The organism is Caulobacter sp. FV1ye6ST, assembly GCF_058681225.1.
Window position 1 is genome coordinate 4,853,344 of sequence record NZ_CM178733.1, and the last position, 26,070, is coordinate 4,879,413.

The 26,070-nt window shown below is 66.6% G+C and carries 21 protein-coding genes, 1 tRNA gene and 3 pseudogenes; 10 read left to right on the plus strand and 15 right to left on the minus strand.

Going from position 1 to position 26,070, the window contains the following annotated elements; genetic code table 11:
- The first annotated feature begins 10 nt into the window (after positions 1 to 10).
- Positions 11 to 1,630, plus strand: a complete 1,620-nt coding sequence (locus tag ACW175_RS23025) for a long-chain fatty acid--CoA ligase (RefSeq protein ID WP_492102237.1) — start codon at positions 11 to 13, stop codon at positions 1,628 to 1,630.
- 132 nt (positions 1,631 to 1,762) lie between these two features.
- On the opposite strand, the gene ACW175_RS23030 is transcribed toward ACW175_RS23025, so the two are convergent.
- The 3 genes from ACW175_RS23030 to ACW175_RS23040 form a co-directional block, all read right to left on the minus strand.
- Complete coding sequence (locus tag ACW175_RS23030) at positions 1,763 to 2,158, minus strand: SRPBCC family protein (protein ID WP_492102238.1); 396 nt, start codon at positions 2,156 to 2,158, stop codon at positions 1,763 to 1,765.
- Between the two features lie 431 nt (positions 2,159 to 2,589).
- Positions 2,590 to 3,063 (minus strand): acyl-CoA thioesterase, encoded by a 474-nt coding sequence (locus ACW175_RS23035; RefSeq protein ID WP_492102239.1) that lies wholly within the window; start codon positions 3,061 to 3,063, stop codon positions 2,590 to 2,592.
- Positions 3,041 to 3,358 (minus strand): zinc-finger domain-containing protein, encoded by a 318-nt coding sequence (locus tag ACW175_RS23040; RefSeq protein WP_492102240.1) that lies wholly within the window; start codon positions 3,356 to 3,358, stop codon positions 3,041 to 3,043. The genes ACW175_RS23035 and ACW175_RS23040 overlap by 23 nt, the downstream gene beginning before the upstream one ends.
- A gap of 156 nt (positions 3,359 to 3,514) precedes the next feature.
- Here ACW175_RS23040 and ACW175_RS23045 point away from each other — a divergent pair, with 156 nt between their 5' ends.
- From ACW175_RS23045 to ACW175_RS23060, 4 genes are all read left to right on the plus strand, one after another.
- The gene (locus ACW175_RS23045; protein WP_492102241.1) at positions 3,515 to 4,477 is read left to right on the plus strand and encodes an ABC transporter ATP-binding protein; all 963 of its coding nucleotides are present in this window, start codon (positions 3,515 to 3,517) and stop codon (positions 4,475 to 4,477) included.
- Between the two features lie 4 nt (positions 4,478 to 4,481).
- Complete coding sequence (locus ACW175_RS23050; RefSeq protein ID WP_492102242.1) at positions 4,482 to 4,913, plus strand: hypothetical protein; 432 nt, start codon at positions 4,482 to 4,484, stop codon at positions 4,911 to 4,913.
- A 107-nt stretch (positions 4,914 to 5,020) separates the two neighbouring features.
- Complete coding sequence (locus ACW175_RS23055) at positions 5,021 to 6,343, plus strand: NCS2 family permease (protein WP_492102243.1); 1,323 nt, start codon at positions 5,021 to 5,023, stop codon at positions 6,341 to 6,343.
- 80 nt (positions 6,344 to 6,423) lie between these two features.
- Positions 6,424 to 6,500, plus strand: a tRNA-Arg gene (locus ACW175_RS23060).
- A gap of 39 nt (positions 6,501 to 6,539) precedes the next feature.
- Here the strand turns inward: ACW175_RS23060 and ACW175_RS23065 are convergent.
- The 4 genes from ACW175_RS23065 to ACW175_RS23080 all read right to left on the minus strand — a co-directional run bounded on the left by ACW175_RS23065 (position 6,540) and on the right by ACW175_RS23080 (position 9,854).
- Complete coding sequence (locus ACW175_RS23065) at positions 6,540 to 6,995, minus strand: response regulator (RefSeq protein WP_492102244.1); 456 nt, start codon at positions 6,993 to 6,995, stop codon at positions 6,540 to 6,542.
- The gene (locus ACW175_RS23070; protein WP_492102245.1) at positions 6,992 to 8,110 is read right to left on the minus strand and encodes a sensor histidine kinase; all 1,119 of its coding nucleotides are present in this window, start codon (positions 8,108 to 8,110) and stop codon (positions 6,992 to 6,994) included. The genes ACW175_RS23065 and ACW175_RS23070 overlap by 4 nt, the downstream gene beginning before the upstream one ends.
- A 256-nt stretch (positions 8,111 to 8,366) precedes the next feature.
- On the minus strand, positions 8,367 to 8,963 hold the full coding sequence (locus tag ACW175_RS23075) for a polysaccharide biosynthesis/export family protein (RefSeq protein WP_492102246.1): 597 nt from the start codon (positions 8,961 to 8,963) through the stop codon (positions 8,367 to 8,369).
- A gap of 102 nt (positions 8,964 to 9,065) precedes the next feature.
- Positions 9,066 to 9,854 (minus strand): metallophosphoesterase family protein, encoded by a 789-nt coding sequence (locus ACW175_RS23080; RefSeq protein ID WP_492102247.1) that lies wholly within the window; start codon positions 9,852 to 9,854, stop codon positions 9,066 to 9,068.
- A gap of 259 nt (positions 9,855 to 10,113) precedes the next feature.
- On the opposite strand from ACW175_RS23080, the gene ACW175_RS23085 reads away from it, so the two are divergent.
- The gene (locus ACW175_RS23085) at positions 10,114 to 10,947 is read left to right on the plus strand and encodes a transglutaminase-like cysteine peptidase (protein WP_492102248.1); all 834 of its coding nucleotides are present in this window, start codon (positions 10,114 to 10,116) and stop codon (positions 10,945 to 10,947) included.
- 149 nt (positions 10,948 to 11,096) lie between these two features.
- Here ACW175_RS23085 and ACW175_RS23090 read toward each other — a convergent pair whose 3' ends face one another.
- Positions 11,097 to 11,249 carry a hypothetical protein gene (locus ACW175_RS23090; RefSeq protein WP_492102249.1) on the minus strand — a complete coding sequence of 51 codons (153 nt, stop codon included), beginning with the start codon at positions 11,247 to 11,249 and terminating at the stop codon, positions 11,097 to 11,099.
- A 234-nt stretch (positions 11,250 to 11,483) separates the two neighbouring features.
- Here ACW175_RS23090 and ACW175_RS23095 point away from each other — a divergent pair, with 234 nt between their 5' ends.
- On the plus strand, positions 11,484 to 12,098 hold the full coding sequence (locus ACW175_RS23095; protein ID WP_492102250.1) for a sugar transferase: 615 nt from the start codon (positions 11,484 to 11,486) through the stop codon (positions 12,096 to 12,098).
- Here the strand turns inward: ACW175_RS23095 and ACW175_RS23100 are convergent.
- From ACW175_RS23100 to ACW175_RS23120, 5 genes and pseudogenes are all read right to left on the minus strand, one after another.
- Positions 12,092 to 14,038 carry an O-antigen ligase family protein gene (locus ACW175_RS23100; protein ID WP_492102251.1) on the minus strand — a complete coding sequence of 649 codons (1,947 nt, stop codon included), beginning with the start codon at positions 14,036 to 14,038 and terminating at the stop codon, positions 12,092 to 12,094. The genes ACW175_RS23095 and ACW175_RS23100 overlap by 7 nt on opposite strands.
- On the minus strand, positions 14,028 to 16,253 hold the full coding sequence (locus ACW175_RS23105; RefSeq protein WP_492102252.1) for a GumC family protein: 2,226 nt from the start codon (positions 16,251 to 16,253) through the stop codon (positions 14,028 to 14,030). The genes ACW175_RS23100 and ACW175_RS23105 overlap by 11 nt, the downstream gene beginning before the upstream one ends.
- Before the next feature lie 45 nt (positions 16,254 to 16,298).
- Positions 16,299 to 17,561: an outer membrane beta-barrel protein gene (locus tag ACW175_RS23110; protein WP_492102253.1), complete on the minus strand. Its 1,263-nt coding sequence runs from the start codon at positions 17,559 to 17,561 to the stop codon at positions 16,299 to 16,301.
- Between the two features lie 71 nt (positions 17,562 to 17,632).
- Positions 17,633 to 18,241 (minus strand): hypothetical protein, encoded by a 609-nt coding sequence (locus ACW175_RS23115; protein WP_492102254.1) that lies wholly within the window; start codon positions 18,239 to 18,241, stop codon positions 17,633 to 17,635.
- Positions 18,242 to 18,602: 361 nt separating this feature from the next.
- Positions 18,603 to 19,725, minus strand: a pseudogene (locus tag ACW175_RS23120) (methyl-accepting chemotaxis protein).
- 276 nt (positions 19,726 to 20,001) lie between these two features.
- Between ACW175_RS23120 and ACW175_RS23125 the strand changes: the two are divergent.
- The 3 genes and pseudogenes from ACW175_RS23125 to ACW175_RS23135 form a co-directional block, all read left to right on the plus strand.
- Positions 20,002 to 20,190 (plus strand): hypothetical protein, encoded by a 189-nt coding sequence (locus ACW175_RS23125; RefSeq protein WP_492102255.1) that lies wholly within the window; start codon positions 20,002 to 20,004, stop codon positions 20,188 to 20,190.
- A 195-nt stretch (positions 20,191 to 20,385) separates the two neighbouring features.
- A pseudogene (locus tag ACW175_RS23130) lies at positions 20,386 to 20,808 on the plus strand (MCP four helix bundle domain-containing protein); the annotation flags it as partial.
- Positions 20,809 to 20,994: 186 nt separating this feature from the next.
- Positions 20,995 to 22,252: pseudogene (locus tag ACW175_RS23135) on the plus strand (methyl-accepting chemotaxis protein); the annotation flags it as partial.
- Positions 22,253 to 22,419: 167 nt separating this feature from the next.
- Here ACW175_RS23135 and gyrB read toward each other — a convergent pair.
- Positions 22,420 to 24,885: a DNA topoisomerase (ATP-hydrolyzing) subunit B gene (gyrB, locus tag ACW175_RS23140; protein WP_492102256.1), complete on the minus strand. Its 2,466-nt coding sequence runs from the start codon at positions 24,883 to 24,885 to the stop codon at positions 22,420 to 22,422.
- The gene (recF, locus tag ACW175_RS23145) at positions 24,882 to 26,045 is read right to left on the minus strand and encodes a DNA replication/repair protein RecF (protein ID WP_492102257.1); all 1,164 of its coding nucleotides are present in this window, start codon (positions 26,043 to 26,045) and stop codon (positions 24,882 to 24,884) included. The genes gyrB and recF overlap by 4 nt, the downstream gene beginning before the upstream one ends.
- Positions 26,046 to 26,070 lie beyond the last annotated feature (25 nt).

Below are 26,070 nucleotides of genomic sequence, written 5' to 3' on the forward strand. Positions count from 1 at the left end.
GGAGGGACCGATGATCGCGGGCCTGATGCAGACGACGCCGCTGATGATCAGCGGCATCCTTACCTATGCGGCCCAGGCCCACGGGACGCGCGAGATCGTCTCCAAGCTGATCGACGAGCCGCTCTGGCGCTACGACTATGCCGGTCTTGGCCGCCGCGGCGCCCAGCTGGCCCATGCTCTCCAGCGCCTGGGCGTGAAGGCCGGCGACCGGGTCACGTCCCTCGCCTGGAACACCCACCGGCACCTTGAGCTGTTCTACGCCGTCCCCGGCCTCGGGGCCGTGCTGCACACGGCCAATCCCCGTCTGTTCGACGAGCAGATCATCTACACGATCAATCACGCGGAAAGCGGCGTGCTGTTCTACGAGCGCAGTTTCGAGGCCCTGATCGAGCGCATCGCCCCGCGGCTGACCACGATGAAGACCTTCGTCATGCTGTCCGATCCCGAGCGGACGATCCCCGGCTCGGTCGGCGCGATCAGCTACGAGACCCTGATCGCCGGCGAGTCGGACGCGATCGCCTGGCCGGTCTTCGACGAGAACGCCGGCGCCTTCCTCTGCTACACCTCGGGCACGACCGGCGATCCCAAGGGGGTGCTCTATTCGCACCGCGCCGTGGTGCTGCACGCCATGGCCGGCGGCCTGAACAGCGCGTTCGGCTTCACCGCCTTCGACGTGGTCATGCCCTGCTCCAGCCTCTACCACGCCACCGCTTGGGGCCTGCCGTTCAGCACCCCGATCTGCGGCGCCAAGCTGGTCCTGCCGGGCGACAAGATGGACGGCGCGTCCCTGCACGCGCTGATCCAGGGCGAGGGCGTCACCTTCACCGGCGGCGTGCCGACCATCTGGACGATGTATCTGGACTGGCTGGAGAAAAATGACGCCTCGCCGACCACGCTGAAGCGCGTCGTGATCGGCGGCAGCGCCGTGCCGCGCGCCATGGCCGAGGCGTTCAAGCGGCTCTATGGCGTCCAGACCCTGCAGATTTGGGGGATGACCGAGACCTGCCCGATCGGCGTCGTCTCCACCCCCACGCCGGCCCTCGCGGCCCTGGGCGAGGACGCCATGGACGAGGCCATCTGGACCCGCCAGGGGCGGCTGCAGTTCGGCATCGAGTTGCGCGTCGAGCTGGACGACGGGACCGAGGCCCCGCACGACGGCGAGACCTCCGGCGCCCTGCTGGTGCGCGGGCCCTGGGTGGTGCGCCGCTACTTCCGCAAGGACGAGGACGCCGCCCGCGCCGACGGCTGGTTCGACACAGGCGACATCGCCACGCTGGACGCCCACGGCTTCATGCGCATCACCGACCGCCAGAAGGACGTCATCAAGTCCGGCGGCGAGTGGATCAGCTCGATCGACCTGGAGAACGTCGCGGTCGGCTGCCCCGGCGTGAAGATCGCCGCCGTGGTCGGCGTGCCGCACCCCAAGTGGGAGGAGCGTCCGCTGCTGGTCATCGAGGCGCACGAGGGCGCGGCCATCGGCAAGGTCGACGTGCTCGACTACCTCGCGCCCCGGATCGTCAAGTGGTGGACGCCCGACGACGTGGTCTTCGCCGTCGTGCCGCTGACCGCCACCGGCAAGATCGACAAGAAGGTCCTGCGCGAAGCCTGGAAGGGCCACCTCACCAGCTAGAGCATTTTCCGACGAAGTGGGTACCGGTTCGTCGTCAGAAAATGCGTCAAGACAAGAGGCTAGAGCATTTCACCGATCCAATTGGATCGAAAAATGCTCTATAGACTCCAGCGTTCAGCGCGCGGGGCGCCGTCACGCCTCGAGCAGCGCCTTCAGCCTGGCCAGGTCCCTGGCCACGGCCGCCGCGTCGCGGTCGTAGGCGGCGTCGTCGTACATGTTGGGTGGCCGGTAGAGGACCATGCCGACCTCGGCCCCCTCGCCATTGGCCACCACCCGCAGCGGCATGTAGAGCTCGATCCCGTCCGGCGGGGTCACCCAGTGGTCGAGCACGCCATGGGGGTTCTCCGGCGAGAACCGCACGCGGACCTCGCCGCCCGGGCCGTGGGCCAGCCACTGGTCGCCGTCCGGGGTCAGACCCGACGCCAGGCCCGCCGCCCATTTGGGAAAGCTCTCGGGATCCTTGGCGAAGGCATAGACCGCCTCGGCCGGCCTGTGGATACGGATGCTGATATAGCGCGACTCGAACATGGGTCTCTACTCCACGGTCATCTGGGCCTGGGTCACTTTCGTGAAAGCGGAGCGGCTGTCCAGAGCGTCAGCTTTGGGGAGGCCGTGCTCCCTCTCCCAAAAGGAGAAGGTTTCGGATGTAGCCGATCCAGTTGGTCCGCGCCCGTCCGGGGGCTAGTGGGGTCCCGAGCTGAAAGACGCTCACGCCCCCCATCCTCACGGGCAAGAACAGCCTGGCGGAGCGGACTCGCGAGCCGAAACACACAAACCACTACGGTCCCCGGGTTCGCCCGGCCGCTCCGTCGCCTCCCCACATGCCTTCAGCGGCCGCGCCGCGTGAAGCCGCCAAGCCGTGCCGACTCAGCACAGGCCCCCACCCGACCTGCTCACGCAGGTCTGTCCGCTCCCAAGCGGGGCGGAGAGGACGAAGACGGCTTATGCCCTTGGCCGCCCTAGACCGGCAGCGGCCTCGGCTTGCGGTCGTCGCCGATGGCCACGAAGGTGAAGACGCCCTCGGTCACCTTGTGGGCCTGCTCGCCGTCGCGGCGGCGGCGCCAGGCCTCCACCTGGACCTTCAGCGAGGTGCGGCCGGTGTGGACCAGGCGGGCGAACAGGCTGACCTCGTCGCCGACGAAGACAGGGCTGATGAAGGTCATGCCGTCGATGGCGATGGTGGCGCAACGGCCGGCGGCGCGGTGGAAGGCCACCGAGGCGGCCGCCAAGTCCATCTGCGACAGCAGCCAGCCGCCGAAGATGTCGCCTTCGGGATTGGTGTCGGACGGCATGGCGATGGCGCGCAGCACCGGCGCCTCGTGCGGCCATTCCAGCGCTTCCCAGGCCTTGGCGAGGGTCTCGGCGCGGTTCGAGGCGGCTTCGTCGGTCACGGAATTGGCGGTCAAGGGGTCAGTGCCCGCCGGCGCCTTCATAGACGCCCGGCGCCAGTTGCTCGTCCTCGTCGCCGACGGCGGTCGAGGCCACGAAGCGGCGGTCGCAATAGGAGCAGTCGACGAAGCCGGCCGCGCCCATCTCCAGCCACACCCGGGGGTGGCCGAGGGCCCCGCCGACGCCGTCGCAGGCGATGCGGTGCGAGCGGACCGAGATCGTCTCCGGCGCGGGACCGACCTGGGCCAGGGTGTCCATGGCGGTCGGGACCGTCGCGGGCTCGGTCGTCGCCGATCCGGGCAGGGCGTCGAGAGCGGAGGTGGACGGGGTCTTGGCCATATTCGGAAATCCCTGATTTCGGAACGCGGCCTTGGCGCGGCGGCGAACGAGGCATACCTATGCGACGCTGAAAGGCGCCGTCAATCGACGTGCGCCCGAAACGGTGTTTCTCGCCTCCCCGGCTACCGATCTGGCCCGTCTCTGTCTGGAATGCCCATGGACCTGCCCGCCTACGCCATCGAAGCCGAAGGCCTCTACAAGACCTACGCCGCCACCAAGACCGGGCCTGAAAAACGCGCCCTGAACGGCATCGACCTGAAGATCCCGCGCGGCTCGATCTTCGGCCTGCTGGGTCCCAACGGCGCGGGCAAGTCGACCTTCATCAACATCCTGGCCGGCCTGGTGCGCAAGAGCTCGGGCACGGTGAAGATCTGGGACCGCGACATCGACCAGCGCCCGCGCGACGCCCGCGCCGCGATCGGCGTGGTGCCCCAGGAGCTGGCCGCCGACGTCTTCTTCACCCCGCGCGAATCGATGGAGGTGCAGGCCGGCTTCTACGGCGTGCCCAAGAACGAGCGCCGCACCGACGAGCTGCTCAATGCGCTCGGCCTGGGCGACAAGGCCAACGCCTATGTCCGCCAGCTGTCGGGCGGCATGAAGCGGCGCCTGATGGTGGCCAAGGCCATGGTCCACCAACCGCCGGTGCTGATCCTCGACGAGCCGACCGCCGGCGTCGATGTCGAGCTGCGCCGCCAGCTCTGGCACTATGTCACGGGCCTGAACGAGCTGGGCGTCACCATCGTGCTGACCACCCACTACCTGGAAGAGGCCCAGGAGCTGTGCGACGAGATCGCCATCATCAACCGCGGCGAGGTGGTGGCCTGCGAGCCGACCGCGACCCTGCTCAGCCGCATGGACAGCCGCAATGTCGTGGTGACGCCGGAGGAGCCGGTGCTGGCCGCCCCGTCCCTGGCCGGTTTCGACACCAAGCTGCGGGCCAATGGCGCCTTCCAGGTCAGCTACCGCACCGGCCAGTCCAGCGTCGAGCAAGTGCTGGCCGCGGTGCGCGCCAACGGCCTGAAGATCAAGGACATCGCCACCGAGGACCCGGATCTGGAAGACGTCTTCCTGGCCCTGACCTACAACGACCCGAACGCCGCCGATCCGACCAAGGACTGAGCGCATGACGAGCAAGCCCGACGCGCTACGGCGCCTGATCGACCTCCCCGGCGTCAAGGACCTGGAGTACCGGGCGCTGCTCAAGCGCGACTTCGCCGAACCCGAGGCCCGGGCCGAGTTCCCGGAGATCGACGCCTGCGTGCTGGCTCTGTTCGGCTTGACCGCCGACGCGGCCGACGCCGTGCAGCGACCGGCCGGCTGGGACGATATCGAGAACCAGTCGCCGGCCGCGCAGGTCGCCGCGTTCGAGGCCGAGGGCTGGGACGTCACCGACGACAAGCGCCGGCCGCTGCGCGTTCTGGGTCACTTCTCCGCGCCGCTGTGGCTGGCGGTGCGCGGCGTGGCCGGGAGCCTGCCCTTCCAGCCGGAAAGCAGCGAGCCGGAAGCCTGGATGTCCAAGCTGGAGGCCGAGGCCAAGCGGTTTCGCAAGCGCTAGGACCGTTCGGGGGCATCTATAGGCCGGCGCCAAGCTAAGGCTTGCGTTCCAGGGATCGCCGGCCAAACTCGCCCCAACTTCTTGAGCGCGCGTCGGGGGCGCATCGCATGACTTTTCTTGAGCGGCGGTTCGGGCTTTCGGCCCAGGGCACGAGCGTGCGCACCGAGGTGCTGGCCGGCTTCACGACCTTCCTGACCATGGCCTATATCGTGATCGTCAACCCGGCGATCCTGGGCCAGGCTGGCATGCCGATCGCCGCCGTCGCCGCCGCCACCTGCCTGGCCGCGGGCTTCGGCTCTATCTTGATGGGGCTGATCGCCAACTACCCGATCGCCCTGGCCCCCGGCATGGGCCTGAACGCCTATTTCACCTTCACCGTCGTCAAGGGCATGGGCCTGCCGTGGGAAACGGCGCTGGGCTGCGTCTTTCTGTCGGGCGTGGCGTTCCTGGTGCTGACCGTGGCGGGGATCCGCCAGCTGATCGTCGGGGCGATTCCGCGTCCGCTGTTCTCGGCCGTCGCGGCGGGGGTGGGCCTGTTCATCGCCTTCATCGGCCTCAAGGAAGCCGGCATCATCGTCGCCAGTCCGGCCACCACGGTGGCCCTGGGCGACCTGACCCAGCCGACGGCGGTCCTGGCCATACTGGGCCTGGCCGTCATGGGCGGGCTGATGGTCTGGCGGGTGAAGGGCGCGATCCTGATCGGCATCCTGGTCGCCGCCGCCGCCGGCTGGGCCCTGGGCCTGGCCAAGGTCGTTCCCGGCGAGTACGGCCTAGCCGCCCTGACCGCCACGGCCTTCAAGCTGGACATCCCGGCCGCCCTGCACCTGAACGGCGGGGCCGGCATGGCCATCGCGGAAGTGATCTTCGTCTTCCTGTTCGTCGACCTGTTCGACAATGTCGGCACCCTGGTCGCGGTGACCAAGAAGGCCGGCCTCGTGCAGCCCGACGGCACGATCCCGCGCCTGAACCGCATCCTCACCGCCGACAGCATCGCCACCATCGGCGGCTCGCTGGCCGGCACTTCGACCGTCGTCAGCTATATCGAGAGCGCCTCTGGTGTCGCGGCCGGCGGGCGAACGGGCCTGACGGCGATCGTGGTCGGCCTGCTGTTCCTGCTGACACTGTTCTTCGCTCCTTGGGTGCAGGCGATTCCGGCCGCCGCCACGGCCCCCGCCCTGATCATTGTCGGCTCGATGATGGTCGGCGCCCTGGCCGACATCGACTGGGACGATCCGGGCGTCGCCATCCCCGCCTTTCTGACGGTGATCGCCATCCCGCTGACCTTCTCGATCGCCAACGGCCTGGCTTTCGGCATCACCGCCTTCGCCGTCCTGAAGCTGGTTCGCGGCCAGGCCAAGCCCGGCGACTGGCTGCTGTTCGTCCTAGCGGCGCTTTTCGTGGCCCGTTTCATCTACATGGGGTCCGCCTAGGACGGCGCTTATGAACCCGTTTGCCCTTGAGCCGCCTTTCGGCTAAGACCCGCTTCCGCCCTGGTCAGCCAGGGTCGCGCGCACCCGTAGCTCAGCTGGATAGAGCGTTGCCCTCCGAAGGCAAAGGCCATAGGTTCGAATCCTATCGGGTGCGCCATTTTTCCCAATAAGATCAACTTCTTGCTTGCAGAATGCCCTAGGCCGCGGGCGCGAGATCGAAGCCGGCCTCGTCAAACACTTCAAGCCTGCTCGGCTTGGGCAGGGACGCGTCGCCATGCAGACGCGCCAGCAGATAGGCCACCGCCAACACCATGTCAGGGGCGTCATAGGGCTTGGGAAGCGAGCCGATCGCCACGGTCTTGGCGGAACTTGCCCGGCTGACCTGGCCGCTGATCAGCAGGACCGGAATTCCCAGGGCCTTCAGGTGCTCGGCGAGCTCGATGCCGTCGTCACGCCCGGCGAGCCGGATGTTGACCAGCGCGAGGTCCGGCTTTTCAGCCTCGGCGACCTTCAGCGCATCAGCGTGTCGGTCGGTCAGGTCGAGCACCCTGTATCCTGCGTCGTGCAACTCGTCCCGGAGGAGTATCGCCACCAGCGCTTCATCCTCGACAATCATCAAGGTGGCGGGTTCGTCGGCTAGGCGCGCGCTCATGATCGTTCCTCCATTCGCAAGCCCGCCGAAGCCGGCGGCTCCTCGGCCATCACGGGCGGCTGGCTCGCCGTATCGGGATCGTCCTGCACCAGGGCGATCTGGGTGTGCTTGATGGAAACCTGGGCGCCGGGTTGCTCCGGCGTGACCTCGACCGAGGCGTTCAACTGCCCGGCCAACGCCCGGACAATGCTCGTGCCTAGGCCTGTTCGAAGCGGCGCCGTCAACGGCATGCCGACGCCGTCGTCGCGGACGCAAAGAATCCAGTTTGGCCCGTGGAAATCGTAGTCGACCGTGATCTTGCCAGGCCGGCCATCGGGGAAGGCGTGCTTGAGCGCGTTGATGACGAGTTCGGTGACGATCAGGCCCAGACTGACCGAGACCCTGGCCTCGACCAACCCCTGGCCGCCCTCCACGGCCAAGGTGATGCGGTCGACCTCGCCGATCATCGAGGCCGCGATGTTTTCGCAAAGGCTTGTGAAATAGGTCCGCACCTCGATGTCGCCGCTTTCGGACGTCGACAGCATGCGTTCGAGGGCGGCGACGGACATCACCCGATGGTGGGCGTCCTTGAGATGCCCCCGCGTCTCGTCGGACGTGGTCTTTCGCGCGTTCTGCAAGAGCACGCTGGCGATGATCTGCAGGCTGTTGGCGACCCGGTGCCGGACCTCCTGCAACAGCACACTGCTTTCCTCCAACGCTCGCGCCTTCGACGCCGCGTCGTCGAGCCTGTCGGTGACATCCGACACCGCCACGAGGATGCGCGTCTCATCGAGATCCAGATAGGTCAGCCGCCTGGTCTGGACGATCAGGTGACGAACCGGCCGCGGAGGGCGATGGAGATCGATGTCCCGGGCGCCGGGCGCGCTTTCGCCCGAAGCGGTCTCGGTCATCAAGGATCGCAGTTGGGCGCTGCCCCATTCCCCCCCGTCCAAGGCGTAGAGGGGCTGACCCGTCAGCGCCGCCAGGTCGACGCCGAAGACCTCGCAGAACGACGTGCTCGCCGCGATCACGGTCAGCTGGCCATCCAGGAGAAGCAGCGGCGCGGGCGACGACGTGACGATGGCCAGCGCCAGGCTCAGGTCCACATCTTCGGAACTATGTTTTAGGGCAGGCATGGCGAGCCTTCGGAGAAGCCGGAGGCTCACGAAGGAAAGCCAGGGTCCGGAAAGTCGCGGGGACCTTATTGGGCGTCAAACGACGCTCTCGGAGTCGACCGCGTCTTTTCGTAACGATATCCAGCCCTCTAGGTTGCGCCGGCGACCGCTCATTGTTCTGCGGAGCGACCGTATCCGAGTCTGAAACGAGCCCCGGAAACGACAAAGGCCCGGCGGTCATCCCGCCGGGCCTTGTTTCGTTCAGCCGCGCTTCGGATCAAAAGAAGCGCTCGCCGATCCGGATCGTGTCGCCCGGCGCCACCGTGGTGGACGGCGCCAGCGCGCCCTTCTCCTCGGTCGTTTCGCCGTTGTGCTTGATGTAGACGCTCTTCTTGTCGGCCCTGTAGGTGAAGCCGCCGGCGGTGGCCACCGCGTTCAGCACCGTCAGACCCGCCGTGTAGGGATAGGTGCCCGGCTTCTCGACTTCGCCCAGGATGTAGAATGGGCGGAAGGTCAGGACTTCGGCGCTGACGCGGGGATCCTTCAGATAGCCGTCGCTGAGCGACTTCTGAACGGCGTCCTGGAACTGGCCGACCGTGAGACCGCCCGCCTTGATCTCGCCGATCAGCGGCAACGACATCAGACCGCTGCCCGTGACGAAGAACTCGCCCGACAGGGTGGGTTCGCCATAGACGGTCACCCGGACCTTGTCGCCGGCGCCGAGCAGGTAGTCCATCGACTGCGCCGCCGGCGCGGGCGTGTCGCTGACGATGGGCTGCTGGGCGCGCGCCGCGCCGCCCCCGCCTAGGCCGGCGATGCAGACGACCAGCGCCAACATCGAAAAGAGGCGCGAGAGTTTCGAAACACCGATCATCGCTAAGCGTCTCACCTTGGACGTTTAAAACCTGGGAAATTTTCAGACTTGGAAATCGAAATGCCACATCGCATGTGACCGTGACATGAACAAGATCAAGACTCAGGTCGCGCGCGCTTTACTAAACTGAATGATCCTAGGTTCGCCGCCATCAAGTCTAACGGCGGTCAGGACGCCGGTCGCATAGGCGCCGGTGTCGACGTTGATCCGCTGGCGTCCCACGAAAGCCTCCTCGACCGGCGTGTGGCCGTGGACGACGGTGGCCTTCAGGCCGTGCGGGTTGTCGAGGAATTCGTTGCGGATCCACAGCAGGTCGGCGGGGACCTGGCGCTCCAGCGGCAGGCCCGGACGCACGCCCGCATGGACGAAGACGTAGTCGCCATAGACAACCACCAGCTCCAGCTGGCGCAGGAACGCCTCGTGGGCCGGCGGGAAGGCGCCGCGGAAGGCCTGGCGGGCCTGCTCCCAGGCCTCGGGCTCGGCGCGGCCCACGGGGCGCTGCACGCCGTAGGACATCAGGGTCTCGCCGCCGCCGTACTCGACCCAGGACGGTCCAGCCATCGGATCGTCGAGGAAATGCAGCAGCGTCTCTTCGTGATTGCCCATCAGGGTGCGAAATTCGAAACGTCCCTCGGCGGCCTGCGCCTTCAGCAGGATCAGCCGGTCGATCACCGCCGAGGACTGGGCGCCGCGGTCGACATAGTCGCCCAGCATGACCAACACAGGCGGGTCTTCGCGCCCCGTGTCGCGATAGTCCTCGGTCACCGCCCCGATCAAGCCGTCCAGAAGGTCTAGCCGTCCATGGACGTCCCCCACGGCGTAAACCATCCGACCGCCCGTGGACGACGCGCGGCGCGACTGGGGCTTCGGACGAAAAAGGGACTTGAACATCGAACTCGCCAGGACGGCGACAGGCGCCAGAACCAAGAACTTTGATTTTGCCTCAGCCAGCGGCCTAGTTCAACGGCGCATAGGGATGTTTACTCGCAATTCATCACGATCTTTTCGCTTCAATTTACCAAGTAAATTTTCGTCTCATTGTAGTTAATTTTAGAATTACCACAGTTAAACATCGAGATTATACCATCTAAATTCAGCTCAAATTTGCAGCCCAAATGAATACTGACCCCACGAACACAGCGGGGTTGGCATGTTCAAGACGCGTAACATTGTTCTGGGGCTCGTGAGCGCTATCGCGATGATGGCCGGCGCCAGCGCTCAGGCCGGCGCGATGCCGTTCATGCCGCGTGGCGAAGGCGTCGGCGCGCCCATGGGCTTCGCCGACCTGTGCCGCCGCGACGCCAACACCTGCGGCGTGCCCGCCAACCAACTGGCGCTGCTTGGCGGCGTGTCTGGCTTGGCCCCGACCTCGTCGGTCGGCGCGGTTTCACAACACCAGTTCGCCACCGGCTCGGCGGCCTCGCCCGACGACAGCGCGTTGGGCCTGATCATGGTGGAGACCGTCCAGGCCTGGAAGCCCGCCGCCGTGGAGGATTTCGTCCCCGCCGGCCAGGCGCGCCCAGTCGCCGCCGCTGTCGCCGCAACGCCCGCCGCCGCCGCCAGCGAACTCGTGACCCTCGCCTGGACCACCCGCACGGACCGCGAGCAGATGAAGCTGCTGAACCAGGTCAACCAGCTGGTCAATCGCACAGTCAAGAAGGCCACGGACCTGGATCTCTACGGCCAGGCCGAATACTGGTCGCTGCCGCGTCTGGTGAACGGCAAGCTCTACGGCGACTGCGAGGACTATGCGCTGGAAAAGCGCCGCCAGCTGATCGAGGCCGGCGTGCCGGAAGCGGCCCTGTCCATGGCCGTCGCCTTCACGGCTCGCGGTGAGAGTCACGCCGTGTTGATGGTCTCCCTGCAGAGCGGCGACTGGGTGCTGGACAACCTGACCCCCTGGGCGACGCCCTGGGAAGACCTGAACTACCGTTGGGTCGAGCGCCAGGTCCCAGGCACGGCGCTGTGGACCAGCATCGTCTGATCCGACATCCGCCCCCCCGTATTGCAAAACCCCGGACCTCACGGTCCGGGGTTTTTCGGTCTGGGCATTGGCTTACGTGAAAACGCCCGCTCGATCAGGAGCGGGCGCGACGACGGGTCTTCAGACCCACCGATACGAGTGGCGAGAGCCTAGAGGAGGTGCGAGACGGCCAGCGCCAGGGCGCCCCAGAGGCCCGCCGAGATGACAGCGCCCATCCCCAGCCCCACCAGCGGCGGAAGACGCTTGGCGCGCACCGCTGGGACAGCGTCGACTTGGGCAAACGAGATTTTCGCTTCAATCATCGATCACACTCCTGATGCGACCAAGTGTATTGCCGCGCGGCTAATCGCCCGTGAATGAACAGAGTCTACGTGCGTTAAGCATATGTGCTGGGGTTGTGGATTTTCCCGGCGACGCTGTGGAGACTTTGCGCTAGCCTGAGATCGTCCGAACTGGAAACCAGTCGTGACATGGTGGGGAAGTTAGAGGGTTATCTGGTGGGCGGGGGATCGTATACCGGGCGTCTCTCGCCAAAATTGTATGACCCGCTGCCAAGGGTTGCGGCGGACCCCTACAAGCGCGCGTTCGACATCGTGTCGTCCGGCCTGCTGCTGCTGCTGTTCGCGCCGCTGCTGTTGCTGGCGGCCCTGCTGATCAAGCTTGAAACGCCCGGACCCGCCCTTTTCCGACAGATGCGGGGCGGCTTGGGCGGCGCCAAGTTCCAGATCCTCAAGCTGCGCACCATGCGTTGCCGCGAGGACGGCCCGGAGCTGATCCAGGCGCGGCGTGGCGACAACCGCGTCACGCGCATCGGCCGCCTCCTGCGCGCCAGCAGTATCGACGAGCTGCCGCAGCTGCTGAACGTGCTGCGCGGCGACATGTCTCTGGTCGGTCCTCGCCCACACGCAGCGGCCCACGACGACTATTATGGTAGCCATATCCCCGACTATTACGCCCGCTATCAAGCTCGCCCGGGCCTGACGGGTTGGGCTCAGGTCAAGGGCCTCCGCGGCGGCACGGAGACGGTCGACGCCATGAGGAGGCGGGTCGAGGCCGATATAGACTACATCCAGACCTGGTCGATCCTGAAGGACGCCCAGATCGTGCTGCTCACCATTCCCAGCCTGCTGATCGCCGAAAACGCCTACTGAGCCTTGCCGCGGGCCTTGGCCTGCGCCTGGGCGATGCGCTCGCCCGCGATCAGGAACGCCAGGCCCATCCGGCCGGCGGGGTTGTGGATCTCGTTGGCGAGGGTCACCAGTCGCGCCTGGCCGCCAGGGCGGCCGAACTCGGCGCGCGCCTGATAGACGACCTGCTTACGCGCGGTCGGCGTGAGCGCGGACCAGTTCTCGTAGGCCAGACGCGCGCGACTGACGAACAGGCTGGTCTGCAGCGGCGCCACCGCCAGCGAGCGCTCAAGCGCCATATTCGCCGCGCCGATGTCGCCGCCTTGATAATCGATCGCCGCCTTGCGCAGCCAGGCGGCGCCGGAGCCGGGGCTCATAGCTAGCTCGCGGCGGCTCAGAGCCTCCAGGCGAGCCCGAACCTTCGGATCCGCGGACGGATGGGCGAGACCGGCCTCGATGCTTGTCGCCAGCACCTCGGATGAAGCCGTCGGCAAGGCGGAGAGGTCGACGCCGAAACGCGACGCGGCGATTGGAATGGCGAACAGCGCCGAGACCAGCAGGGCCGCGCCGGCGAAGGCGGTCGTGCTCCAGTCAGCCCTTGGCCCGGCCAACGCGCGGCGCGGCGGCGTCGCCGTGATCGCGCCAAGACCAACGGCGAACAGGGCCTGCATTGCCGGAACCTGCACGGCGAAGTCGGAAACGCCATGAAGCAGGACGACCAACGTCGCGGCGACGCCCGCGCGCGCCAGCCCCCCCACCTTGCCGGGCCGGATCGCTTCACTGCCTAGGCGCCAAAGCGCGACCGTCAACCATACCAGCATGGCCAACGCGCCGACGACGCCGGCCTCCTCCAGCCATTGGAGATATAGGTTATGCGTCGCGCGGACGTCGAACAGGATGGTCAGGTTTTCGGTCGTCGTGATCAGCTGATTGACGATCGGAAAGGAGCCCAGCCCGAAGCCGAACCAGGGCGAGGACTGAAAGGCCTGCCAGTGCGCGTCGAAGATCGCCTTGCGGATAGCGACGTCGCCGTCCAGATGCTCCAGCCGCGCGGCTGTCAGATCGGCGCTGCGCATGGCGACGCCAATGACCACCAGCAGGGCCGCCGCGCCGCCTAGGATCGCGACCGCCCGCACCCGACGCCCTTGAACCAACACCTGCCAAATCAGCAGGACCGCAAGGCCCACGACGGTGGCGAAGATCCCGCCGCGCGACGCCGTCAGCGCCAGGGCGACCACGAAGACCCCGGCCGCGGCTAGGCTCAGGCTGGCGTCCAGCTCCATCCTTTCCAGCCGCAACGCGCCGCCGGCGCGCTGGATGGCTTGGGAGAAGAACATCGTGGCGAAGATCGCGCCCACGCCCATCAGCGTCGCGGCGGTGTTGGGACTGAACAGGGTCGCGGTCAGGCGCCGTCCGGCCCGCAGGCTCACATGGTCGACGATCGCGACCGCGGCGAAGGTGGCCAGGCCGAGGAGCAGCCACCAGACGAGCGCCCGGCGACGGGTCTCGGACGCGCCGATGATCCGCGCGGCCAGGAACAGGCAGCCCAGGCCGACGAGACGCAGCAGGTTGAGGATGAGTGCGGAGCGGTCGACGGTGATCGCGCCGCCGTTCCGGTCCAGATAGGCCCAGACAGGATGCGCGCCGCCCGGGCCGAACGGGGTTAGAGACCAGGCCGCTGCGACCAGAACGCCGACGAACAGCAGTCCAGGCCAAGGCGCGGCCAGAACGCTGGGGACCTTACGGGCCCACCTACACGTCGTCAGCAGACCCAGCAGGAAAGCGGCCTGGAGCGCGCCGAACACCGCCGCCACGGCTACGTCGCTGGCCCCGAACGCGATGATCTCGCTTAGGACCAAGGCGACGAGAGCGCCGATCGCGGCGCCCTCGGAGACCTGCAGCTTTCGAGTCCTGGCCGCGCCGGACGAAGACGCCTCCCCGCCTCCGCGCGTCCTAGTCCGCATAGTACTTTCGATAGTTGGCGTAGTAATAATAGGAGTCGCCGTAGCCGTAGCGGGACTGGGCCTTGAGATCCATCTGGGTCAGGGCGACGCCGGCGATGAAGGCGCGCGTGCCTTGCAGAAGGGCCAGTGCCGACTGCACCGCCTTGACCGGCGTCTTCTTCCAGCGCACCAGCATCACCACGGCGTCGGCGTGCGGCGCCAGAATGCGGGTGTCGGCGATGGCCAGCAGCGGCGCGGTGTCCAGCAGCACGATCTCGTAGCGCGCGCGCAGATCCTGAAGCAGCTTGTGCATGGCGGACGACCCCAGCACGTCACGCGGCGTATAGGCCGACTTGGCCAGCGGCAGGATGTGCGCGCCGCTTTCGTCCATGACCACGGCCTGATCGAGCGTGGCCACGCCGTTCAGGACCTCCAGCAGACCCACCGAGGCCGGCTCCTTCAGGAACTGGCTGATCGCGCTCTGGCGCAGGTCGCAATCGACAACCACCACCTTGGCGCCCGAGGTCGCCAGGATTCGGGCCAGGGAGAAGGTGGTCGTGGTCTTGCCTTCGCCTGGCAGGGACGAGGTGACCGCGATGACTTGGACGGTCTCGCCGACCTTCGAGAACAGGATCGACGCGCGCAGCTTGCGCAAGCTTTCGGCGAAGCTGGAGAGCGGCTTTGCCAGCAGATAGTCCGGTGGCGTCATGCCCTTCAGCGTCTTGGCGTCATCGACCGTGGTGCCCAGCGTCGGAACGGCGCCGAGATACGGCAAGCCCAGCCGCCGCTCGACCTCGTCCTCGGTGAACAGGCCCGCCATCAGGATCTCGGCCAGAACAATCGCGGCCACGCCGGCGCCCAAGGCCAGGACCAGTCCAAGCGCCAGGTTCAGGGAAGGTTTGGGATAGCTGGGGCCGGTCGGGATCTTGGCCGGCGACACCACCCGGGCGTCGGCCTGCTCGATGCCGTCCGACGTCGTGGTCTGCTTGAAGCGGGCCAGAAGGCTCTCGTAGAGGGTCTTGACCGATTGCGCCTTACGCTCCAGCTCGGACAGGCCGATGCTGGCGCGGTTGTTGCCCGCCAGGGTCCCCCTCGAGGCGGATACGCTGGACGCGACCGAACCGGTCCGCTGACGCGCGACCTGGGCCTGGGCTTCCAGATTGGAGATGATGCGGCGGATTTCGGCCTGGATCTGGCTGTCGATGTCGGCCAGCTCGCGCTTGGCCTTCAGGAGGTCCGGGTGACGATCACCGTAACGGCCGGCCAGATCAGCGACTTGGGCGCTCTTTTGGGCGCGTTGCTGACGCAGTTGCTGCACGACCGGCGAGTTCAGGGACTCGCCGACGTCCTCGCCCGTGCTGCCGCGCGCCAGCTGCTGACGAGCAATGTTCAGACGCGCGTCGGTCTCGGCCTGCGCGGCGCGGCTCAGGGCCAGCTGCTGATTTAGGCCGGAGATTTCCTGCTCGGTCAGGGTCGCGCCTTCGGCGCTCAGAAGGTTGTTGGCGATCTTGTACTGCTGGACCGCCGCGTCGGCCTGCTGAACCTGGTCGCGGAGCTCGCCGACACGGGTGTCCAGCCACTCATTGGCCTTCTGCGTCGCGTCGAACTTCGCCTCGAGCTGCTCGGTCAGGTAGAGATTGGCGAAAGCATTGGCCAGCTCGGCCGCACGCTTCGGATCGGTGTGGGTATAGTCGATCGCGATCAGGTAGGTCAGACCCGCCCGGCGAACTTTCAGCCCCCCCAGCACATTGTCGACGATGCGTTCGCGTCGACGCTGCAACTCGATCGGATCCGTCGACGCGGCCGTCGTCGGCGACGCCGCCTTCTTCAACGAAGAGAACCAGGCCTTCGCCCCCTTGGCCTGCGCGAGGTTTAGGTTGAAGTAGGGATCTTGCTCAAGCTTCAGGTCCTTGACGACGCGCGCCGCCAGGGAACGCGACTTCAGCACCTCGACCTCTGTGTCGACCACGGACGAATCCGCCGGCAGACCCGAGAGCACGGCGCTCATGTCGGTGACCTGTTCCTTCCGGACATCCAGCATCACCTGGGCGGTCGCGGTGTACAGCGGCGTCTGTTGCAGGGTGAAGAGCACCACCACCGCGAACACCACCACCGCCACGGCCGCGAACAGGCGGAAGCGTCGCCTGAACGTCGCGATCGCGATGTTCAGATCAAAAGGCAACGCCCCGGTGTCATTCACCGGAGCGTTCGAAGTTTCAAAGCCGGAGCCGTCCATAACTACTCTCAGTAACCGGCAAATCTTGCCGTTTCGTGGACGTTTCTAGAACTGCAACGCCACGGAAGCGATCAGCTTGTTGTCCTTGAACGACGAGGCCTTGGCCGCGCCGGTCGAGTCTTGCTTCAGGTAGTTGTAGGTCAGGAAAAGGCCGACTCGGCGGTTCATCAGATAGGTCGCCGTGGCCGAGAAGTTGTCGCGATTGTCGGTGCGATCCACGCCCTTGTAGTTGTCCTTCCCGCGCGTGTAGGCGGCCGACAACAGGACGTTCCGCAGCAACTCGTGGTCGATCGACGCTCCGATGTTGTTGGAGATGAAGCCCGCCGAGCCCGTCGCGGTGGACTCTTCGATGGTGCGGGACCCGTTAACGCCAACCGTCGTCAGCTGAGTGGGGAACCATTCCAGATTGCCCACGGCGCTGAAGCCGCTGATGTCCTTGTAGATCGCACGATCGTAGGACTGCTTCATGTAGCCGACCTGGATGTCGCCGCGCGCAACCTGGGAAACCTCGAAGTTGGCGCCCGCCGCCGCGATATAACCTTCCGAAGACCGTTCCGTCGGCGTGTTGAGATCATAGCTACGCTTGTTGCCCACGGCGGTCGCATAGACCGCGGTGTCCGGGCTCACGGCGTATTCCGCCTTGGCGGTGTAGGACAGTTCGTTGCGGTCACGGGTGTTCTGATTGAACAGCGGGCTGCCCTGGTCCTTGTAGTTGAAGTCCTTGTCGTCCAGGCGACCGGTGAGGCGCAGGCGATTGAACTCCTTGCTCACGGCCAGGCTGGAGGTGACGAGGTCGTACTGCACGGGCTTGGGCGTCGCGCCGGCGGGCGTGCCGGCCGTGATGGCCGTGCGCGGTTCCACGAGGCGTTGGTACTGAGCCGAGCCACTGATGTTCGAGCCACGATCCACGTCGATGCGGCCGTTGCCGGACACCGTGAATTCCTCGGCGTTCTCGGTCTTTTTGTCGGCATAGCGGATCACGTTGCCGCCCGCGAAGAAGCCGAGCGCGTGGCGCGACCAGTCCGAACGCACGGCCACTTCCGGCTTCACCCGCCAGATGTTGTCGTCGGTCTTGCCCGTCGCGACGGCGTAGATGTTGTCGTTGTGCTCAAGGTCGATGGTCAGGCGCGGATAGACCGTGAACCCGCCGGCCTTCTGGCCGGTCGCCTCATAGTCGGGGCGCGGACGTTCACGAACGGAAACGTTCCTGCCCCGGCTGAAGTTAGACCCGAGATCCTGCGCCTGACCGACTTGTGGCGCGGTCAACGCGATACAGGCCGCAATGGCCGAACACGTTAGAAGTCGCATAGTTCAAATCCCCACCAGTAGTGGCGGCCAGCGCGCATCGTGGCGCGCCAGTCCGCCCCGAAATTCAGTCGTTAGATGCCGCAGTAGGTCGCGACAACGCCCGCGCACGGATCGTACGGCGCAACCGTGTTGACAGCGCCAGCGCCAGCGCCAGCCGGGGCAGCGGTCCCGGCCGGGGCCGTGCTCGCGGCCGAAGCCAGATTAACTAGCACGCTGGGCGCGCCGTTCGCGACCTGAGCCGTCGAAGCCGTGGTGATGCTGCCGACAGACACCCCCTGAGCCGCCAACTGCGTCTGCACGCTCGGCGACGCCGCGACCGCGGCCATCAGGGCGGGACTGACCGCGGCCGCCACTTGAACGGCCATCGTGGCGGTCAGCGCGCCGCTCTTCACGGCGGAGTCCAGGGCCGCGGCGACGGTGGTGGGGTCGGTGGCTCCGGCCTCGGCCAGAGCGCCCGCGACGGCCCGCTGGATAGCACCGACCTTCTGGGCCGGCGTCATCGCGGCGTATCCGGGCGCGTCTTTCGCGGCCGACACGGCGGCGCCGATGCTGGTAGCCAACGCGCTAACGGCCGGCGCCTCCTGCAGCAGGACGCCGCCCGCCTGAGCCGAACCAGCGGCGAGCGGGGCGATAGCGACGGCCAAGCTGAGAGCGATGGCCTTGGCGAAACGAGAAGCCATGTTGTTTGCTCCCTCCAATTGAACGGCGTCCCTTTAGGACAACGTGAGTAAATGCTCCAGCCCGGATAACGCGGTCTCGTCTTTTCCTGACGATACCGTTTCCCGAAGACCACACCTGAGGCGCAATCTATGCGAGACTATAACCTGGCCAACGGCTTAGAATTAAGAAAATGACGCGCTTACCGCAGCTCGACAGACGCACAGACATTCTGCTGAGTGTATGGTTAGGCTTAAACAACCATGTGCAGGCGCTAAAGGCAATGCTGCACTGCGAGAATCTATGGCTAATGCCGAGAATCTGACCGCTTTCGCGCAGCACGCGACTAAGTCGTCCGAATATTCCGCAGTGATCAGATCAAGACTAGGCGGCGGCGACCGCCACGGCGGGAACTTGCCGCCGCTGAACGAGACATCCGTACCAGCCCAGGCCGGCATAGGTCTCGTAGCCCGGCGTCAAGGCATAGCCGACCGTGATGTCTCCGTCGGCATAGCTGCCCATCGCGCCACTGGAGACATCCAGCGGGAAGACCTCGGTCAGGACGCCGTGGTTGTCGGACGAGGCCAGGACGCGGCCCTTCTGGTCCAGAAGCATGACGCGCGAGCGGTCGCGCTCCTCGGAAGTCAGGCGAACGCCATCCACCACGGCCTGAGCCTGGGGCCGCCAGTCGAAATGGACGCCGAGCACGCCCAGTATCTTGCCCTTGGCCTGACCGCCCTCGCGAATGGCCGTGGCGTAGGTGGCGACGGGCGCGTCGCCCAAGGCGCGCGCCTTCTCGATGTCGCAGGCCACGAAGTCGTCGCCGGTGGCGGTGCGCATGCCATCGCGGAACCACTTGGCGTCAGCGACGGACTGGCCGACGACGCCGGGATACCTGCCGGGCCGGCCGTTGGCGACCACCCGCCCCTTGGTGTCGCAGATCCACAGGTCGAGATAGACGGTATAGGCGTCGAGGATCACGCCCAGGCGCTCGCTGGCATAGCGGTTGGCGCCGGGATCGGCGTCCGCCAGGCAGGCGACCACGGCGGAGTCCGTGGCCCACCAGCGGACGTCGCAGGTGCGCTCATAGAGATTGCGGTCGACGATCTCGATGGCGTTCAAGGCCAGATCGGCCAGGCGCTGGCCGCGCATATGGCCCAGGATCGCTCCGCCGATGGCCGAGAGCTCGTCGAGATCGGCGCGCACCTGGCTCTCCAGGGCGGCCGCCACGGCGTCGATTTCGGTGGAGATCTTCTTGAACTCCTCGGCGACGATGGCGAAGCCCTTGCCGGCCTCGCCAGCGCGCGCCGCCACGATCAGCGCGTTGATCGACAGCATCTTGGCCGCGCGATTGACCCGGGCGATCTCACCGATCTTCTCGCCCGCCACGCTGGACAGACGCTCCGACAAATCCAGGATCCGTTCAGGACGAAGACTGGCGTCTTGTTCCATCACAGGTAAGCCCCCACGCAAAACTTCCGTCTAATCGACTCACTTTACGCAAGATGACGCCCTCGTCATCGTCGCGCGATGACACCGTGGGCCACACTCAAACCGAGACGGGCTTCGTTAACGAGAAAACGTCGAGACGCCCGCGATTTGGGCGCCCGGCGCTTAAAAAGCATCGCCTTTGGACCGGCTCATCCAAGCTGACAACCGGGAGGCGGAGAACCGCGGTTGCAACACCACCGTCGCGCCGACCCACAACGGAGCGAGCACGGAGCAGACCTACGCCTGCGTCGTATCGAAGTAAGGCCCGCGCCGCCGGCCTGGAGCGCGCCGCATGAACCTGCTGGCGATCCAGCGCGGCCCGCGCGACCACATCCTGGAGCACAAGGCCGATCGCCTGCCCGCCCCGACCGCGATCCGCGTCAGGAGACAAGGTCTGTCGCCACGATACCGGACGATCGACGCCTTCGAACAACAGGCCCTGGCCATGCGGAGACCCTCATCCCCCGCCCTTCGCCAATGAACGACGCCGCGAGCGTCTTCGACCGTTGAATTCGGGCTCGATGATCAAGATCGATCCGCGATGCGACGTCGATTTGGCGGGCGCGCCGGCACTGCCGTCGCCGAATTATCTTAGATTTTCCAAGTCCTGGAGCCAGTAATGCGTATCACGATGAAGATGAAATTGGGCGCGACCTTCGCCGTGCTCATTCTGATGATGTTCGCCGTGGTCTATGTCGGCGTCAGCCGCATGGGCGCGCTGAACGCGGCCATCAGCGACGTCATTGACGGCCCAGCCAAACGCCTCAGCCTGGCCCAGGCGATCGACGGGGAAATGGGGCGTAGTCTCCGGTGGGAGAAGAACATGGCCCTCACCACCGACGAGACCTTGACGAAGAAATTCGACGCCGACGCGACGGCCAGCCGCGCCAAGATCGAGCGGATGATCGACGAGGGCAACGCCAAGGCCAGCGAACAAGGCAAGCCGATGTGGGCGCGGGTTCGCCGCGAGTGGGACGCCTACAAGCCGGTGAGCGATGAAGTCCGCCAACTCGCCCTGGCCAACCGTAACGCCGAGGCGGCCGCGCTTTCGCTGGGAAGGGCGCGTATCGCCGCCAACGAAATGACCGCGACGATCAATCAGCTTGTCGAGACCCAAAACGCCCAGATGAAGGCGGCTGATGAAGCGACGGACAAGACCTTCGCCAGCGCCCGGACGACGTTGCTGGTCGTGGCCGGCTTGGCCCTGCTGATCGCGGTGGCCGGCGCGACATGGATTTCAATGATCATCGGCATCGGCCTCGGGAAGATCAGCGCGGCGGTCGACGCCGTGGCGATCGGCGATCTGAGCCACGAAGTCGAAATCAAGACCAACGACGAAATCAAGGATCTGGTGATCACGGTCAACGGCATGACCCGCAATCTGCGCGCCACGGCCGCTATCGCCGACCAGGTGGCCGCCGGCGACCTGTCCGTCGAGATCAAGCCGCTCTCGGACAAGGACACCCTGGGCATTTCCTTGCGCGACATGGTCGCCAACCTGCGCGACACGGCCAGCCTCGCCGACAAGGTGGCCGATGGAGACCTGACGGTGGAGGCAAAGCCACGCTCGGTCAAGGATGTCCTGGGCATGGCCCTGGAGAGCATGATCGAGCGCCTGCGCGGCGTGGTCGCCGACGCGATCTCGGCCTCTGAGAATGTCTCGGCGGGCAGCCAGGAGCTTTCGGCGACCTCGGAGCAGATGAGCCAGGGCGCCACCGAGCAGGCTTCCGCCGCCGAACAGGCCTCGGCCTCGATGGAAGAGATGGCCGCCAACATCAAGCAGAACGCCGACAATGCCGCCCAGACCGAGAAGATCGCCCGCCAGTCGGCTTCGGACGCCGAAACCTCGGGTCAGGCGGTCAACCGCGCCGTCGACGCGATGCGCACGATCGCCGAGAAGATCACCATCGTTCAGGAGATCGCTCGCCAGACCGACCTGCTGGCCTTGAACGCCGCCGTTGAAGCCGCTCGCGCCGGCGAACATGGTCGCGGCTTCGCGGTCGTGGCCTCGGAAGTCCGCAAGCTGGCCGAACGCAGCCAAACCGCCGCCACCGAAATCGGCGCCGTATCGTCGGAAACCGTGAAGGCCGCCCAGTCCGCCGGCGACATGCTGACCGAGCTGGTCCCCAATATTCGCAAGACCGCTGAACTAGTCTCGGAAATCAGCGCCGCCTGCCGCGAGCAGGACGTCGGCTCGTCGCAGATTAACGAGGCCATCCAGCAACTGGACAAGGTCACCCAACAGAACGCCAGCGCGTCCGAAGAGATGTCGGCCACCTCCGAGGAACTGGCCGCCCAGGCCGAGGAACTGCAGGCCTCGATCGCGTACTTCCGGATCAGCGCCCATGGCGCGCCCGCGCGCCGACCGGCGCCGCGCCCCCCCCGCCAAACGTCCCCCTGCGGCAACCGTCCGCAAGTCCGCCGCCGCATCGCCCCCCCGTCAGTCGGTGGCCGCCCAGCAGACCCGCGCGAAGGGCTTCGCGCTTGATCTCACCCACGGCGGTCCTGACGTCGACGACGCGGATTTCCGCGAATACGCCTGACGGCGGGCATCCACTGAGAGCGAGCTCTCCAAGGAAAAACGCAAAAGGGGCCAGCTGAGCTGGCCCCTTCTTTGACCATAGCCCAGGTCTCAAAGACCTGACGCACAGCCTCAGCTACCGTGGATCAATCTCATTCATAATGAGCCGGTCCACCCCTCTACCGAGGCTTAGACATCGACCTCTGCGTCCAGGGCGTTTTCCTGGATGAATTCGCGGCGCGGCTCGACCAGGTCGCCCATCAGGCGACTGAACATCTCGTCGGCGTCGTCGGCGTGGTTGACGCGAACCTGCAGCAGGGTGCGGGCCTCGACATCCAGCGTCGTCTCCCACAGCTGGTCGGGATTCATCTCGCCCAGACCCTTGTAGCGCTGAATGCTCAGCCCCTTGCGACCGGCGTCCATCACGGCGGCGATCAGGTCCATCGGCCCCCGGACGGTGGTCGACTTGTCCTTACGGCGGAACACGGCTCGGCCCGAGAAGATCTCGGCGAGAGCCCCGGCCCGCTCGGCCAGGCGACGGGCGTCGGCCGCGTGCAGCAGGCCGTCGTCCAGCACCACGCTCTCGGTGACGCCGCGACGGATGCGCTTGAAGACATAGGCCGTATCACCGCGCTCTCCGATCCAGGGGCTATCGCCCTCCTCGGCATAGAGGTCGAGACGGGCCGCCGCCGCGGGGATGTCGGGATTGTCGCCCAGCAGGCCGGCCAAGGCCGACTGCTCGACGGCGAACGACGGCGCGCGGGCGGCCAGGCGATCGATGTTGCCCTTGGCCTGACGACACAGCTGCACCAGCGCCAGCAGGTCCTGGCCGGTGCGGCGCTCGCCGGAGGGCAGGTCCAGCTCCGCCCCGTCGACGCCCTCGTCGATCAGGAAGGCGTCCATCTCGCTGTCGTCCTTCAGATAGCGCGAGGACTTGCCCTTGGCGGCTTTGTAGAGCGGCGGCTGGGCGATGTAGATGTAGCCGCGCTCGATCAGCTCCGGCATCTGCCGGTAGAAGAAGGTCAGCAGCAGGGTGCGGATGTGGGCGCCATCGACGTCGGCGTCGGTCATCAGCACGATCTTGTGGTAGCGCACCTTGTCCGGGTTGAAGTCGTCGCGGCCGATGCCGGCCCCCAGCGCCGTGATCAGCGTGCCGATCTGGTCGGACGACAGCATCTTGTCGAAGCGGGCGCGCTCGACGTTCAGGATCTTGCCCCGCAGCGGCAGGACCGCCTGGTTGTCGCGGTTGCGGGCCTGCTTGGCGGAACCGCCGGCCGAGTCGCCCTCGACGATGAAGATCTCGGACTTGGCCGGGTCGCGCTCGGAACAGTCGGCCAGCTTGCCGGGCAGTGACGTGATATCCAGCGCGCTTTTGCGGCGGGTCAGTTCGCGCGCCTTGCGGGCGGCTTCGCGGGCCGCGGCGGCCTCGGCGATCTTGCTGACGATGGCCCGAGCTTCGGCCGGATGCTCCTCGAACCAGGTCGCCAGGCCTTCCTGCACCAGGTTTTCCACGGCGGGGCGCACTTCGGACGAGACCAGCTTGTCCTTGGTCTGCGAGCTGAACTTGGGGTCCGGCACCTTGACCGACAGAACGCAGGTCAGGCCTTCGCGGGCGTCTTCGCCGCCGACGCTGACCTTCTCCTTCTTGGTGATGCCCGAGCTCTCGGCATAGCCGGTGATGATCCGGGTCAGGGCCGCGCGGAAGGCCGACAAGTGCGTGCCGCCATCCCGCTGCGGGATGTTGTTGGTGAAGCACAGCATCTGCTCGTGATAGCTGTCGTTCCACCACAGGGCGAGGTCGACCTCGACCTTGTCCTTGACGCCGCGCACCGAGATCGGGGCCTTCAGAAGCGGGGTCTTGACCTTGTCCAGGTGGCGGACGAAAGCCTCGATGCCGCCGTCATAGTGCAGCTTCTCTTCCCACGGCTCGGCGTCGCGCAGGTCCTTGAACCAGATCGTCACGCCCGAGTTCAGGAACGCCAGTTCGCGCAGGCGGTGCTCCAGGGTCTTCCGGTCGAACTCGATGAAAGCGAAGGTGGACCGCGACGGGAAGAAGGTCACTTCCGTGCCCGACAGCAGTTCGCCAGCCTTGGGACCTTCCGTCCGCACCGGCGAGTCGCCCGTGACCTTCAGCGAGGTCACCGCGTCGCCGCGCTCGAAGCGCATCTGGTGGACCTTGCCGCCCCGGTGAATCAGCAGCTCCAGCCAATCCGACAGGGCGTTGACAACCGAGACGCCCACCCCGTGCAGGCCGCCCGAGACCTTGTAGCTGTTCTGGTCGAACTTACCGCCGGCGTGCAGCTGGGTCATGATGACCTCGGCCGCCGAGACGCCTTCGCCCTCGTGCATGTCGACCGGGATGCCGCGGCCGTCGTCGGTGACCGTCACCGAGCCGTCGGCGTTGAGGATCACCTGGACCTTGGTGGCGTGACCGGCCAGGGCCTCGTCGATGGCGTTGTCGACCACCTCGTAGACCATGTGGTGCAGGCCCGAGCCGTCGTCGGTGTCGCCGATGTACATGCCGGGGCGCTTGCGGACGGCGTCCAGACCCTTCAGCACCTTGATCGAATCCGCGCCGTACTGGGCGGCGGCTTCTTCGGTGGTCATTTCGGGGGCCGACACTTCGGGAACTTGGTCTTCGGTGTTCTCGGTCATTCGTCTTCCAGGGTGGTCAGGCCGGCATCGCCCACGCGAACGCCTAGCGCCCGACCCTTGAGATGGTCGAACAGCGACTCGTCCGTGCCGGTGAGGAAGGCCTGGAGCTTGAGCGCCGTGAGTTCGTCGGCCAAGGCGGCCCGACGGGTAAGGTCGAGATGCGCGGCGACTTCGTCGAGCAATATTACAGGATTCGGCGCGGATTCCGCACGCGAAAGTCGCGCCGCCTGGGCCAAAACCAGGTTCAAAATCAGGGCTTTTTGCTCGCCGGTGGAGCATTCCGCCGCCGGACGGTCCTTCTCGACGTGGAAGATGGCCAGATCGCCTCGGTGAGGGCCCGTCAAGGCGCGCCCCGCGGCCCCATCGCGAGGGCGCGCGGCGGCCAGGGCGGCGGCCAGGCGTTCCTCGATTTCCGCGAACGTAACCTCGTCCAGCGCCAACTTTTCCCACTCGCCGGTCAGGGTCAGGCGAGCCTGTGGGAACGGCCGGTCGCCGCGTCCGTCGATCTCGTTCTGGAGGGCTAGCAGCGTGCGGGCCCGGGCCTGGCTCAGCAGGGCGCCGGACTCCGCCAGCCGAGCCTCCAGGGCGTTCAGCCAGGTCGCGTCCGGCGCGCGACCGGCCTCGACCGCGTCGGTCAGCAGACGCATGCGCTCGCGCTGGGCCTTGTCATAGGCGTTGGCGTTGGCCGCGTGGCCAGGCTCGCCGGCGAAGACGAGCCGGTCGAAGAACCGGCGGCGCTCAGAGGCGCCCTCCAGAAACAGGCGATCCTGGGCCGGCGTCAGCCAGATCGGCCGGACGAGGTCGGCCAGGCGACCGGGCGAGACGGTCTCGCCCTCGATGCGGACGGTGCGTCGGGCGGCCCCGCCCTGTTCAACGCCGGTGCCGATGCGGAGGGGAGCATCCTCACCGGACTCGACCTCCGCGGCCACGGCCCAGGCGCGGCCGACGGTCTCGCCGGGCATCCGCCGGCCGACTTCGGCCATGCTGGCGCCCCGCAGCCCCTTTCCGGGACTCAGCAGGCTGATCGCCTCGAGGAGATTGGTCTTGCCGGCCCCGTTGGCCCCGAACAGGTAGACGCTACGCCCCTCGGTCTCGAGGCCGGCGCGCTCGTACGAGCGGAAGTCCGTCAAGGTCAGGGAAAGCAAAGCGGCCGACGCCATGAGCGCCTAATAGCATTTCAGGAGC

Coding starts and splice junctions, on each gene's coding strand:
- ACW175_RS23050 (WP_492102242.1), top strand. CDS start 4,482: ATGACGAGCAAGCCCGACGCGCTACGGCGCCTGATCGACCTCCCCGGC.
- ACW175_RS23080 (WP_492102247.1), bottom strand. CDS start 9,854: ATGTTCAAGTCCCTTTTTCGTCCGAAGCCCCAGTCGCGCCGCGCGTCG.
- ACW175_RS23075 (WP_492102246.1), bottom strand. CDS start 8,963: ATGATCGGTGTTTCGAAACTCTCGCGCCTCTTTTCGATGTTGGCGCTG.
- ACW175_RS23100 (WP_492102251.1), bottom strand. CDS start 14,038: ATGCGGACTAGGACGCGCGGAGGCGGGGAGGCGTCTTCGTCCGGCGCG.
- ACW175_RS23090 (WP_492102249.1), bottom strand. CDS start 11,249: ATGATTGAAGCGAAAATCTCGTTTGCCCAAGTCGACGCTGTCCCAGCG.
- ACW175_RS23045 (WP_492102241.1), top strand. CDS start 3,515: ATGGACCTGCCCGCCTACGCCATCGAAGCCGAAGGCCTCTACAAGACC.
- ACW175_RS23110 (WP_492102253.1), bottom strand. CDS start 17,561: ATGCGACTTCTAACGTGTTCGGCCATTGCGGCCTGTATCGCGTTGACC.
- ACW175_RS23085 (WP_492102248.1), top strand. CDS start 10,114: ATGTTCAAGACGCGTAACATTGTTCTGGGGCTCGTGAGCGCTATCGCG.
- ACW175_RS23105 (WP_492102252.1), bottom strand. CDS start 16,253: ATGGACGGCTCCGGCTTTGAAACTTCGAACGCTCCGGTGAATGACACC.
- recF (WP_492102257.1), bottom strand. CDS start 26,045: ATGGCGTCGGCCGCTTTGCTTTCCCTGACCTTGACGGACTTCCGCTCG.
- ACW175_RS23115 (WP_492102254.1), bottom strand. CDS start 18,241: ATGGCTTCTCGTTTCGCCAAGGCCATCGCTCTCAGCTTGGCCGTCGCT.
- ACW175_RS23030 (WP_492102238.1), bottom strand. CDS start 2,158: ATGTTCGAGTCGCGCTATATCAGCATCCGTATCCACAGGCCGGCCGAG.
- gyrB (WP_492102256.1), bottom strand. CDS start 24,885: ATGACCGAGAACACCGAAGACCAAGTTCCCGAAGTGTCGGCCCCCGAA.
- ACW175_RS23055 (WP_492102243.1), top strand. CDS start 5,021: ATGACTTTTCTTGAGCGGCGGTTCGGGCTTTCGGCCCAGGGCACGAGC.
- ACW175_RS23040 (WP_492102240.1), bottom strand. CDS start 3,358: ATGGCCAAGACCCCGTCCACCTCCGCTCTCGACGCCCTGCCCGGATCG.
- ACW175_RS23070 (WP_492102245.1), bottom strand. CDS start 8,110: ATGCCTGCCCTAAAACATAGTTCCGAAGATGTGGACCTGAGCCTGGCG.
- ACW175_RS23065 (WP_492102244.1), bottom strand. CDS start 6,995: ATGAGCGCGCGCCTAGCCGACGAACCCGCCACCTTGATGATTGTCGAG.
- ACW175_RS23125 (WP_492102255.1), top strand. CDS start 20,002: ATGAACCTGCTGGCGATCCAGCGCGGCCCGCGCGACCACATCCTGGAG.
- ACW175_RS23035 (WP_492102239.1), bottom strand. CDS start 3,063: ATGAAGGCGCCGGCGGGCACTGACCCCTTGACCGCCAATTCCGTGACC.
- ACW175_RS23025 (WP_492102237.1), top strand. CDS start 11: ATGATCGCGGGCCTGATGCAGACGACGCCGCTGATGATCAGCGGCATC.